Annotated in this window: 12 protein-coding genes; 1 reads left to right on the top strand and 11 read right to left on the bottom strand. The window is 60.6% G+C overall.

Annotated features, from left to right (window positions below; translation table 11 throughout):
• Positions 1 to 69: 69 nt before the first annotated feature.
• The 11 genes from D1222_RS15405 to D1222_RS15355 all read right to left on the bottom strand — a co-directional run bounded on the left by D1222_RS15405 (position 70) and on the right by D1222_RS15355 (position 11,723).
• Positions 70 to 2,079, bottom strand: a complete 2,010-nt coding sequence (locus tag D1222_RS15405) for a S9 family peptidase (RefSeq protein WP_119455130.1) — start codon at positions 2,077 to 2,079, stop codon at positions 70 to 72.
• Between the two features lie 91 nt (positions 2,080 to 2,170).
• Complete coding sequence (locus tag D1222_RS15400; protein ID WP_233348823.1) at positions 2,171 to 3,700, bottom strand: Do family serine endopeptidase; 1,530 nt, start codon at positions 3,698 to 3,700, stop codon at positions 2,171 to 2,173.
• 82 nt (positions 3,701 to 3,782) lie between these two features.
• Positions 3,783 to 5,231, bottom strand: coding sequence for an MFS transporter (locus D1222_RS15395; RefSeq protein ID WP_119455128.1), 1,449 nt, complete (start codon positions 5,229 to 5,231; stop codon positions 3,783 to 3,785).
• Positions 5,232 to 5,268: 37 nt separating this feature from the next.
• Positions 5,269 to 5,559, bottom strand: coding sequence for a putative quinol monooxygenase (locus D1222_RS15390; RefSeq protein ID WP_119455127.1), 291 nt, complete (start codon positions 5,557 to 5,559; stop codon positions 5,269 to 5,271).
• Between the two features lie 88 nt (positions 5,560 to 5,647).
• Entirely contained in the window at positions 5,648 to 6,040 is a 393-nt protein-coding gene (locus tag D1222_RS15385; RefSeq protein WP_119455126.1) for a RidA family protein, read from the bottom strand.
• Positions 6,041 to 6,047: 7 nt separating this feature from the next.
• Positions 6,048 to 6,845, bottom strand: coding sequence for a crotonase/enoyl-CoA hydratase family protein (locus D1222_RS15380; RefSeq protein WP_119455125.1), 798 nt, complete (start codon positions 6,843 to 6,845; stop codon positions 6,048 to 6,050).
• An 89-nt stretch (positions 6,846 to 6,934) separates the two neighbouring features.
• Entirely contained in the window at positions 6,935 to 7,483 is a 549-nt protein-coding gene (locus D1222_RS15375) for a hypothetical protein (protein WP_119455124.1), read from the bottom strand.
• Positions 7,484 to 7,559: 76 nt separating this feature from the next.
• A complete protein-coding gene (locus D1222_RS15370) occupies positions 7,560 to 8,717 on the bottom strand; it encodes an acyl-CoA dehydrogenase family protein (RefSeq protein ID WP_119455123.1) in 1,158 nt (385 codons plus the stop codon).
• Between the two features lie 33 nt (positions 8,718 to 8,750).
• On the bottom strand, positions 8,751 to 9,395 hold the full coding sequence (locus D1222_RS15365) for a hypothetical protein (protein ID WP_119455122.1): 645 nt from the start codon (positions 9,393 to 9,395) through the stop codon (positions 8,751 to 8,753).
• Positions 9,396 to 9,397: 2 nt separating this feature from the next.
• The gene (locus tag D1222_RS15360) at positions 9,398 to 10,594 is read right to left on the bottom strand and encodes an acyl-CoA dehydrogenase family protein (protein ID WP_119455121.1); all 1,197 of its coding nucleotides are present in this window, start codon (positions 10,592 to 10,594) and stop codon (positions 9,398 to 9,400) included.
• Between the two features lie 115 nt (positions 10,595 to 10,709).
• Complete coding sequence (locus tag D1222_RS15355) at positions 10,710 to 11,723, bottom strand: nicotinate-nucleotide--dimethylbenzimidazole phosphoribosyltransferase (RefSeq protein ID WP_119455120.1); 1,014 nt, start codon at positions 11,721 to 11,723, stop codon at positions 10,710 to 10,712.
• A 112-nt stretch (positions 11,724 to 11,835) separates the two neighbouring features.
• On the opposite strand from D1222_RS15355, the gene D1222_RS15350 reads away from it, so the two are divergent.
• A complete protein-coding gene (locus tag D1222_RS15350; protein ID WP_119455119.1) occupies positions 11,836 to 12,042 on the top strand; it encodes a DUF1289 domain-containing protein in 207 nt (68 codons plus the stop codon).
• Positions 12,043 to 12,046 lie beyond the last annotated feature (4 nt).

Below are 12,046 nucleotides of genomic sequence, written 5' to 3'. Positions count from 1 at the left end.
GCTGACAGCATTCACAAATGAAAAGGCCGGGCAGATCGCCCGGCCTTTTTTGTTGCGTTTCAGACTGGTCTAGTCAGCGGCGTTGTCGCTTGCAGCGGCCGCTTCCTGCTGGGCGGGCTCACCCTTCAGATAGGTGTTGAGGAAACTGACATAGGCTTCTGAGGCGGTGATGCGGTTTTCACGCTTCTGGAAGCCATGGCCTTCATCGGGGAAGAGCACATACTCGACCGTCGCCCCATTGGCGCGGGCCGCTTCGACCAGTTCATCGCTCTCGACCTGCAGGACGCGCGGATCGTTTGCGCCCTGGATAACGAGCAGCGGCTTGGTGATCTGGTCAGCATGGAAGAGCGGCGAGATGCGGCGCAGGCGCTCTTCATCCTCTGCCGGGTCGCCCATCTCATCATAAAGCGCATCGCGGAAAGAGCCCCACCATGGCGGAATGCTCTCAAGCGTGCGCAGCCAGTTGGTCACGCCAAAGATGTTGACGCCGACATCGAAGACTTCCGGCTCAAACGCCAGCGCTGCCGCCACCATGAAGCCGCCATAGGAGCCGCCAATGATGCCGATCCTGTCAGGGTCGATCCCTTCGACGCCTTCAAGATACTCACGGCCATAGACGATGTCCTGAAGGTCGTTTTCGCCGTGGTTCTGGTCATCGAGGTGGAAGAACGTCTTCCCATAGCCGGATGAGCCGCGATTGTTCGCACCGAGCACGGCGTAGCCATGATTGACGAGGTGCTGGATCGTCGCCGAGTAGCCGCGCGTCGTCTGGCCGCCCGGCCCACCATGCACCCAGACAAGCGCGGGGACCGGGTTATCTGCCGATGCCTGCTTCGGCATGTAGAAGACGGCCGGGATTTCCAGCCCGTCAAAGCTCTCATAGCGGACGATCGTCGCCGTCACGAGGTCATCCTCATCGATGGCTTCAGGCAGCGCCGAGGTCAGACGCGTCGCCGCGCCGGTCTCAAGGTCGGCCATGTAGAGATTGAAGGGTGAGGTATCGGTGTTCACGCCGAAGGCGATCTCGCTCTCATCCCGGCTGAAGCGGACCTGACCAACTTCGCCGTCAGGGATGTTGGTCAGCGCGACTTCCTCGCCTGTCTGGTTGTCGAGGATGGTCAGCTCTGTCAGCGCATCATTGTTGACCGCAGAGACGAGATAGCGCCCGGTCGGGCTGTCGAAGACGTACGACACGTCCCAGTCCGCCTGGATGAGCGGGCTACGCTCACCGCTCGCGAGATTATAGGTCCAGGCCTGATTGAACTCGCCATACTCATTGGTGGCATAGATCAGCGTTTCGCTATCGGCGGTGAAGTCATAGACGCCGTATGCGATGTCGCCTTCATGCTCGGTGATCAGCTGCTGGGTTGGCTCGTCAGACAGCAGGTCAACGAGGAAGATGTTGGAGTCCGCATTGGTGCGGTCCTTGGACAGGGCCAGCCAGCGCCCATCTGGCGAGACGCCGGCGATGTCCTTGCCGTCATTCTGGAAGATCATCTCACGGGCATAGTCGCTGGCCCGATAGGCGTAGAGGTCATTGGTCTGCGGGTCGCGCTCATTGGTCTGGACGTAGAAAACCTCGCCATCGCCGCGCCAGCCGACAAAGCTTGCGCGCGTCTCTTCGCCGGGCGTCAGGTCGCGAAGGGTGCCATCTTCTTCACGAACATAGACGTGGAAGATTTCATCGCCGCCACCATCAGAGGTCAGCAGCGCCCTGTTGTCTTCCGGAAAGAAGGATTGGGCATAGATGGCGTCGCTATTGGAATTGGTGAGCGCGGTGACGGCGCCGGTCTCATCCATCGTCACCGCATTGAAGATGCCAGTCACATCAGTGGAGGCGAGGATTTCGCCACCCTCTGCGGAGAAGACATAGCCGCCAGACGACGCGAGCGAATAGCTGGTCGTCTCGTGGAAGAGCGCCGCGGGATAGGTCTCCACCTCGACGCCGACGAGCGGGGTATCGCTCGCGTCTGCGCTCTCGCTTGGTGGGGTTGGCGCAGCCGTGTCGGCTTCCTGTGTCTGCGCGCAGCCAAAGGCGAGCATGGACGCGCCAAGCGCCAGTGCAGTTCTGAGTTTCATGGGTGGAGCCTTCCGCATCTGATGATGATGCGGACGCTAGCACCGCCATCCGAGGGTGGCGAGGCTTGGCCGGGCAGATTTTCGAATTCGCCTAGAGACGCAGCGTCCCGCCGATGGGGCGTCCATTGCGATCAAGCTCGATCGTCCAGGTCGACGTGTCAGCGCCCAAGGCCTCATCAAGATCGCTCAAACTTTCGATCTGCGTGTTGTTGACGGACACGATCAGGTCGCCCGGGCGGACAACGCGCCAGGCATAGGCGCCGCGCAGGATGCGCGTGACGAGGACGCCGGTTTCGAACGGATCACGGCCAAGCTCCTCAGCAAGGCGCGGCGACAGCTCTGCGACTTCGGCGCCGGAGAAAGGATGCCGACCTTCCAGAAGCTCAAGCTCTGCCTCGGTGGCGCCCGGCGGCGGAGCGAGCTCAACGTTGATGTTCTCGAACGCGCCGCCTCGAAGGACCGTGAGCTCGGAGAACTCACCCGGTGAGCGCGTCGCCGCGAGGAATTTGAGGCCCCGCTCATCGAAGACTTCGCGGCCATCAATCTCTGTAATCAGGTCGCCGCGCGCGATCCCGGCTTCGTCTGCGGGGCCGTTCTGGAAGACTTCGGTGACCATCACACCAAGCGGACGGTCGAGACCTTGCGCCTGTGCGATGTCATAGCTCACCGATTGCGCCTTGAGGCCCAGCCATGGGCGGACGATCATGCCTTCATTGACGGCTGCATCGACGACGCGCCGCACCATTTCAGCCGGAATGGCGAAGCCGATGCCGTTAGAGCCGCCAGAGCGTGAGAAGATCGCCGTGTTTATACCGACAAGCTCTGCCTTCGTGTTGATCAGCGCGCCGCCGGAATTGCCGGGGTTCACGGCCGCATCGGTCTGCAGGAAGAAGGAGTAGTCTGAAACGCCGACATCGGTGCGCGCGGTGGCCGAGATGATACCGGTTGTCACCGTCTGGCCGACGCCAAACGGGTTACCGATGGCGAGCACGATGTCGCCAACTTCGGTGTCACGCGTATCGGCGTATTTCACGGTCGGGAGCGGGTCGCCATCATTGTCGATGCGCAGCACGGCAAGGTCGGTGCGCTCATCGGAGAGGACGAGATCAGCTTCGTATTCGCGGCGGTCTGACAGGACGACGAGGAACTGGTCGGCATCCTTCACCACGTGGCTGTTGGTGACGATGACGCCGTCATCCGACACGATCACACCGGAGCCGAGCGAGTTCTGGACGCGCTCACGCGCACGCGGTGTCGCGCCAAAGAACTGACGGAAGATCGGATCATTGGCGAAGGGCGAATTGCTCTCGCGCACGACGCGGCTGGTATAGACGTTTACAACCGCCGGGGAGACCTGTTTGACCAGCGGCGCGTAGGAGAGCTGGACTTCAGCCTGGCTCTGCGGGACGCGGCGGCCGGGCATGAAGAAATTGCCGCTCTCATCTGCCTGCGTTTCGCCAGCCAGTTCGTTTTCAGACTGAGCCGGCTGGGATTGGGCGCCGGCCTGCTGGCCGAAGGAGAAAAGCGGACTGATTACAACGGCCAGCAGCGCAAGGACCGCGATGGCCGAGATGAAGAGCAGTTTCGAAACGTGCCGTGTCATGGCGATGTTATGCATCATGAAAATGGCTCTATTGCGGCCTTGGCGAGGGCGCAATCTGGCACCGCATGACAATTTTGTCAGCTGGTGCCAGTTGGTGAGCCTAGCTTTTCTCGAAACGCGGCTGCGTCGTCGCCCCTGATCGGAGGGCTTCGAGATTGGCTTCGTGATCTTCGCGGCTGATCCGGTAGAAGCTGATACAGACCATCATGATCGTCCACAGCGTAAGCAGGCTGAGTGCGTAGCCCCAACCAAGGATGCGGATGGATTCCTCACTTGCCTGTGCGGCCCGCATACCGGGGGTGATGGACGCGACCGCGAGGACGCCAGAAGCCGTCAGCACACCCATGCCCTGGGCCAGTTTGCGCATGAAGCTGATGCCCGCGAAGTAGATGCCCTCTGAGCGTCTGCCGGTCGCAAGCTCATTCTGCTCGACAATGTCGGCCACCATGGAGGCTGCGAGCATCTGATAGGCGATGATCAGGGCGAGGTCGAACACGGTGACGGTTATCACGATGTAATAGAGCGCATCCGTGCCGTTCGGCGGCAGGAGGCCGAACTGGCGCAGGATGACCGGCATGGGCGCAATCGTGAAGGCGAGGAAGCCGATAATGATGGCCGCTTTTTTCTTGCCGAACGCTTTGCCAACCGGCGGCGCGATGACAAGCGCGAGGATCGCCGAGACATAGACCGCAACAGTCAAGCCGGTAATCTGGACGTTCGTGAATTCCCAAAAGAAGCCGTTGATATACTGGTTCAGGGTCGCAGAGATACCGCTCGCCAGAAGACCGAAGAGTGTTGCGATGAACAGCGCCCGAAAGGATGGGTTCGACACGGTTTCCCATATCTCGCCAAGGATCTTCATCGGGGTCAGCTTGCGTGCTGCTGGCGGGGCCTTGAGGTGCGGGATGTGCCTGTGTGTGCCGAGGGATGTGATGGCAATCGACACCAAGATACAGCTTGCGCCGATCAGGCCATACGTGTTCCAGCCAGGAATGTGAAAGAAGCCGGAAGGGTCGCCTTCGCTGGGTTTCAGCAGGTAAAAAAACAGAATGATCTGGACCGTGAGGCCGCCGACCCAGGCAAAGAAATAGCGGAACGACATGAGCGATGTGCGCTCATCATAGTCCTGCGTCAGTTCTGCCGCGAGCGCCGTGCTTGGCACCTCGAAGAAGGTGTACATCAGCCGCACGATCACCGTGAATGCGAGCAACCAGGCGAAGAGATTTAGGCCGGACAGCTCTGTCGGCGGGTTCCAGACGAAGAAATAGCCAATCGCGACCGGGACCATGGCGATATACATAAAGGGGTGCCGCCGCCCCCATTTGGTCCGCATATTGTCTGACCAGTAACCGACAACCGGGTCGGAAAAAGCGTCGATCAGAAGCGCGATCCAGAGCGCAGCCGCGACGAGGACGGCCGATAGTCCCATGATCTGGCTGTAGAACAGCAGGAGGACGTATTCGAAGCCATTATTCTTGATGCCGCCAGCTGCGCCGCCAATTCCATAGGCAAGGCGTGTTACGAGGCTCGGCTTACCGGTCTCAACCATATCGGGCCCTCCTTCGGGGACGACGCGTCAGAGGGTTTTATTCAACGATATCGTAGCGCTCGATTTCCGGCTTTCCGGCGAGGCAGCCTGCCATTTTCGGCCCTGCTGCCTTGAAATACTCCGTCTGGCCGTGCGCCTTGAGCGCTTCGTCATCGGAGTACTGCTCCATGAAGATGTAGGACTGCGGATCGGACTGTGAGCGGTAAAGCTGGTAGGTCAGACAGCCAGGCTCATTCGCCTTGACCTTCGCCATCAGGTCCTTGCCGACCTGTTCGAATTCATCATTCTTGCCTTCAGCTATTTGCAGCTTCGCAACGATACCAATCATGCAGTCCTCCCTTAGGGCGTTTTTCGCCTCTATTGATAGATAGCTTATCGACTAGCGGAAAGGGCACAAGGCATGACGTGGCGGAGGGTCAGGCCTCTGATCTTAGCGCCGTCACCTCGATCTCGATCTTCATTTCCGGCGAGATCAGCCCCGAAATCACCATCGTCGCGGCCGGACGAATGTCGCCCATATGCCGGCCGAGGACGGGCGCGACCTCATCGACCAGCGCCCGGTCTGTCAGCGTGTATTGCACGCGGACGATGTCCGCTATGGCAAAGCCTGCCTCCTCCAGCACGCGGGAAATCGTGGCGAAACACGCGTCTGCCTGAGCGGCAGCATCCTGCGGCATGGTCATGGCGGCGTAATCATACCCCGTGACCCCGGCGACAAAGCACCAATCGCCCTGCACGACAGCACGCGAATAGCCAAATGCCTTCTCGAATGGCGAGCCAGTGGAGATCAGGCGGCGCCCGCTTGCCATGACAGGCCTATTTACCTTCGAACTTCGGTGCGCGCTTTTCGAGGATGGCGTGGACGCCTTCCATATGGTCCTCGGTCTCGTGCATCAGGGCCTGCGAGGCGGCGGACAGCTCCATGATCGTGTCGTAGGAGGCAGACTGGCCGTGGCGGAGCAGCGTCTTTGCGAGGCGGAGGGCCTGCGGCGGCTGAACAGCCATACGCTCTGCCAGCGACATGGCAGCGTCCATCAGCGCTTCTGGCGTGTGGACCTCAGAAATGAGGCCCCAGTCGAGCGCGGTCTGTGCGTCGATCACGTCACCGGTGAAGAGAAGCTGGGCGGCGCGAGCGTTGCCGACGATACGCGGCAGCAGCCATGCGCCACCATCGCCCGGAATGAGGCCGAGCTTGAGGAAGGTCACACCGAACTTCGCCTTGTCCGACGCGATGCGCACATCCGCCATACAGGCGACGTCACAGCCAAGGCCGATCGCCGCGCCATTCACCGCAGAGATCAGCGGGACTTCGAGATTGTAGAGCGATTTGACGACCATATGGATATTGCGGCGATAGCCATTCCGGATCTGGTTCGGGCTGCCGCCGAAGGCACCGGTCTTGTCGCGCATGGCTTTGACGTCGCCGCCGGCCGAGAAGGCACGGCCTTCGCCGGTCAGGATGGCCACACGGATGTCCGGGTCAGCCTCGATCTCTGCGCAGGCAGCCGCGACAGCCGGGCCGTCACCTTCCTGGCCGAGGGCGTTCATCATGTCCGGACGCGTCAGCGTCAGCGTTGCGATGGATCCGGATTTCTCAAGCTTGATGACGGACATGGTGTCTCCCTCAATATTTGGCGCAGTGTCTGATTTTCCTGATCGGGACTATGGCAGCCTTGGGACCATGTCGAGTGGTCACGCGCCTCTTATTCGCCAGCAGGGGTGCGGCGATAGATACCGGTGAACCAGTCGTCCCAGCTTTCAGTCTCTGAATTGTACTGCTGGAAGTGCTGGGTGACGCTGCCATCGGCCTCTGACGTCCAGCTCCCGCGGAAAGGCGCGGTGGTGCCATTGCGATAAGCGATTTTGCCTTCAAGGCGCATCTCGCCGTCCTCCGTCAGCTTGCCTGCATAGTCGATGGTGGCCCCGCGCGCGACCCAGACCTGGCGCCACTTGTCGAGGCCGGTATCGTAAAAATTATAGCTCTGCCCCGTTGACTCTTGCGCGCCCGTCCACCGCTCAATCAGGAGGCATCCGTCTTCGGCTTTCGTGATTGAATTGGTGCCGGCAACCTGCCCGTCCGGTGTGGTGACCTGCCACTCGCCCAGCCAGAAATCGAAGTCGTCATAGACGTCGCCTTCGCAGGACGGCGGCGCGGGCTGAGGCGCGGCTTCGCCCGCCTCCTGAGCGTCCGCAACGGACTGGAAAGCCAAGCCTGCGACCAGAGCGGCCACGGCAAAAGATACCTGTTTCATCTTCACGTCCCCAAAAGAAAAACCCGGCCTGCAGTGTTGCAGGCCGGGTCTTTTCGTCAAGCGTGTCGACAGGCGCCTATTCGGCGGCCATCGCCTGCTCCTCACCGCTGAGGTTCGAGTAGCGACGCATGTGGAAGTCCACATTGCCAAACTCGCTGTCGATCATGGTGAGGCGCTTGAAATAGTGGCCGACGGCCAGCTCATCCGTCATGCCCATGCCGCCATGGATCTGGATGGCTTCCTGGCCGACAAAACGGCCGCCCTGGCCGATGCGGACCTTGGCTGCGGAGACGGCCTTCTTGCGGGTCACTTCGTCTTCGTCGAGCTTCAGCGTCGCCATATAGGTCATGGAAATCGACTGCTCATGCTCCATGAACATGTCGACCATGCGGTGCTGGAGCACCTGGAACTTGCCGATCGCGATGCCGAACTGCTTGCGCTGCTTGGAGTATTCGACCGTCTGCTTGTGCGCGACGCCCATGGCGCCCATGGCTTCGGCGCAGACTGCGACCGTTGCTTCATCGACGATACGTTCGATCAGCGGCAGGGCCTTGCCTTCTTCGCCGATCAGATTGCCAGCCGGGACAGACACGTTCTCGAAATAGACTTCCGAAGCACGGCGGCCATCGACCGTTGGGTAGTCGCGGGTGGTGACGCCCTTGGCATCCTTTTCCACGATGAAGACAGAGATACCGTCCTTGTCGCGGCGGTCGCCGGAGGTGCGTGCCGTTACGATGAGGTGGCTTGCCCATGGCGCGCCAACGACAACAGCCTTGTGGCCGTTCAGCGTGTAGGCATCGCCGTCCTTCTTGGCGGTGGTCTCAAGATCATTGAGGTCGTAGCGGCCGCGCGGCTCTGCATAGGCGAAAGCGAAGACGCGCTCGCCGCCGATGATGGCTTCGAGGTGTTCGGACTTCTGCTCTGGCGTGCCGGCATGCTTCAGGAAGCCGCCTGCGCAGACAATGGTCGGGATGTAAGGCTCGACGACGAGCGCCTTGCCGAACTCTTCCATGATAACCATGGAGTCGATCGAACCGCCGCCAAGGCCGCCATCTTCCTCAGAGAATGGCGCTGCGAGCAGGCCGAGCTCTGCAAACTGCTGCCACATTTCAGGGCGCCAGCCGCTTTCGCTGCCGACAACCTTGCGGCGCGTGTCGAAATCGTACTGGTCGCGCAGCAGCCTTGCGAGGCTGTCGCGGATCATCGTCTGTTCTTCTGAGAAATTGAAATCCATTACGGTCTCCTCCGGGAATTTCTTAGGTTTTGTCTAGTTCAGTAGTGCCGCGCAATTCCCGAGCATGTCGGGCGACGGCGCCTCTTGTGTTTCGTCTGATTGCGCGATGAGCATAACGCGGTCCTTGCCGCCTTCATCCCAGTCCATCGCAACAGTGTAGGGCTTGTCCGAAAGGACGTAGACAGCCTCATCCACATACTCTTCCTGGTCGTCCGGATAATCGAAGACGACCTTGTTGGCGCTTACAGTCTCTCCCATCAGGAAAAAGTCCTCTTGGGCACCAACCCGTATGACCGGGCCGCCAGTGAAAGTCGTATCTTCCATGACGCTGCCCTCTGTCAGCGGGAACAACGCCGCCAGTCGACCACGTTCAGCTTCGTCCGGCATTTCGTCCTCGGCGCAGTCGCGATAGTCGATGCCGGAGAAAAGTGCATAGAAGTCATCTGGACCGACGTCATCGCCCTCAGACAATTCGTCGTCCACAAAAAGCTGATAGATCGCCCAGTCGTCGTCAGCTGCCACAATGCGTTCCCGATAGCTTGAATCGTAGCCGTCATAATGGCTGACCCAGAAAAGGGATACGCCTGCCTCAACGTCAGGAACGCCCTGACCTGCAGCGGGAAGAGCCGGGGCAGCAATTGCGATACAGAGTGAAGCGATTGCTGCCCGGGCCGTCATGACTAGAGCCCCAGGATCATCTTAGTGATGATGTTGCGCTGGATCTCGTTCGAGCCGCCATAGATCGACGTCTTGCGCATGTTGAAATAGCTCGGTGCTGCCTGGTGGGCATAGTCCGGGCCAATCGGGAACTCGTTGGAGCCGTCTTCCGGGAAACCGCGGAAATATGGGTGGCCGTAATGGCCGACAGCTTCAAGCGTGAGCTCGGTCAGGCGCTGCTGGATCTCGGTGCCCTTCACCTTGAGGATGGAGCTTTCCGGACCAGGGCCCTTGCCCTGTGCTTCACCGGCCAGCGTACGCAGCTCAGTGAATTCCAGAGCCGTCAGGTCGATCTCCAGCTGCGAGATCTTGCGCAGGAAATCATCGTCGTTGATCAGCGGCTTGCCTTCGAGAAGCTCGGTCGAGGCGATCTGGCGAAGCTTTTCGACACCGCGCTTGGAGCGGGCGACGCCAGCGATGCCCGAACGCTCGTGAGCGAGCAGGAACTTGGCGTAGGTCCAGCCTTCGTTTTCCTTGCCGACAAGGTTCTCGACCGGGACACGAACGTCGGTCAGCCAGGTCTCGTTGACCTCATGGCCGCCATCGATCGTCTTGATCGGCTTCACTTCGATGCCCGGGGTGCGCATGTCAGCCAGAATAAAGGAAATGCCCTCCTGCGGCTTGGACGCGTTCGGGTCCGTGCGGCAGAGGAAGAAGCCCCAGTCAGCGTGCTGGGCCAGCGTGGTCCAGGTTTTCTGACCGTTGATCACATAGTGGTCGCCGTCGCGGACAGCCGTCGTCTTGAGCGAGGCAAGGTCAGAACCTGCGCCCGGCTCGGAATAGCCCTGACACCACCAGACAGAGCCGTCGCGGATACCCGGCAGGTGCTTGGCTTTGATCTCCTCAGAGCCGAAAGTGTAGATCACCGGGCCGACCATGGAGACGCCGAAAGGCAGCGGCATGATCGTGTCCATGCGGGCGTTCTCTTCCGACCAGATGTATTTCTGGGTCGGGGTCCAGCCGGTGCCACCGTACTTTTCTGGCCAGGCAGGAACCGACCAGCCTTTTTTGCCAAGGATCTGGTGCCAGGCCAGCATGTCTTCCTTGCTGAGGTCCTCGCGCGCGCCAACGCCGCGAAGATGCTCAGGATAATTGTTCTCGATGAATTCGCGGACTTCCTTGCGGAAGGCCACTTCTTCGGGCGTGAATTCCAGATTCATGTGCGCGCTCCTCTAGTGTTTTTTGGTCTTACGCAGGTCTTCTGCCTCTCGCCTTCCACGAAAGCAAGGTGACGCGAACGTCAACGTAAATCATGTCGCACCTAAAACGCAGCGATTAGCTGCCCGGCTGGTCCGGTTTTCCAAGAAATGGGGCGCAAGCTGTCCGCAGTAGGCCGATCGCAGCGACCGATCCCATGCCGCCGCCTGTATTGAATTCCATCGGCAGGAGCGGTGTCATATCGAGACGGTCCAGCGCGGCCTGATGGGCCGGGCGGCGCGTGACATGGCCCGCCAGCACGTGCTCAACAGCGCTCGGGTTCATCGCATGCACGATACCGGCAGCGATCGTTGTCGCGAATCCGTCGAGCACGACTGGCACAGACTGGATGCGCGCCGCCAGAATCGCACCGACACAGGCGGCAAGTTCACGTCCGCCAAGACAGCGCAGCGCCTCGAGCGGATCGTCCAGATGGCCGCGATGGCGCGCAAGGCCGGCATTGACCGTCTCTATGCGGGCCGCGCTGATTTCCTTTGGCGTCGACGGTCCGGGCCTCACCCAGTATTCAGGCGTGCCACCATACAGGCCGCAGGCCACAGCTGCGGCTGCCGTTCCGATACCAGCGCCGACCACACCAAGGGCCAGAAGATCTGGTTTACCCTCGAGGGCTTCAAAGCCATAGGCGATCGTCGCGGCGCATTCACGCTCACTCATGGCGGCACCGTCAGTAAAGTTCGCGGTGGGTTGCTCGATTGCGAGTTCGAAGATGCGGATATTCGCCTGATTGGCGGCGGCGATAGCCGACAGCGGCGCCCTGCCCGCGCGCAGGTCCTCCACCCGCGTCTTTGTGTTCTCATCCGACGACAGTGATACAGCGCCGTCAATCGCGGTTACGCCGTGAGAACCAGCAAAGACTGCCAGTGTCGCGTTTTCGATGCGCGGCGGGTAGCGCCGCTGCCAGCCGGCCAGCCATTCAGCCGCCTTGCCAAGCTTGCCGAAGTCGCCCTGACGCCCCATGCCGAGCAGCGCATTGTGCACCTGTTCACTGCAGGACGCATCCGGAGCGATATCGCGCATGGCGAGCTCGCGGACGTCACTGAAAGGTGTAGAAGATTCAAGCGCCTTGCTCACACGATTCCCTCTCACTGGATTTAACGGGAAACCGCATGATCCAGCCGTCGAAGTCAACGAAACTTTCGTGAATTTTTGACATAGTCCTTTTGCTGCTGAAGAACAGGCCCTGATGACCACACCCCGCCCCACCCCGATTGTCTCGCCCTGCAAGAAGGTTTGCGCCGTAGACGGACAGACCGGACTTTGCCTTGGCTGCGGACGGACCTTGCGTGAAATCGGTGGCTGGTCGAGCTTCACACCCGATCAACGCGAGCAGGTGATGGACGAGCTCGATGAGCGGATGGAGCGCCTCAATTCGCTCGGAAAACTCGGCTGAGACG

It is taken from the genome of Henriciella algicola (genome assembly GCF_003576245.1).
Lineage (GTDB): Bacteria > Pseudomonadota > Alphaproteobacteria > Caulobacterales > Hyphomonadaceae > Henriciella > Henriciella algicola.
This window is presented reverse-complemented; position numbering and strand designations above follow the sequence as displayed.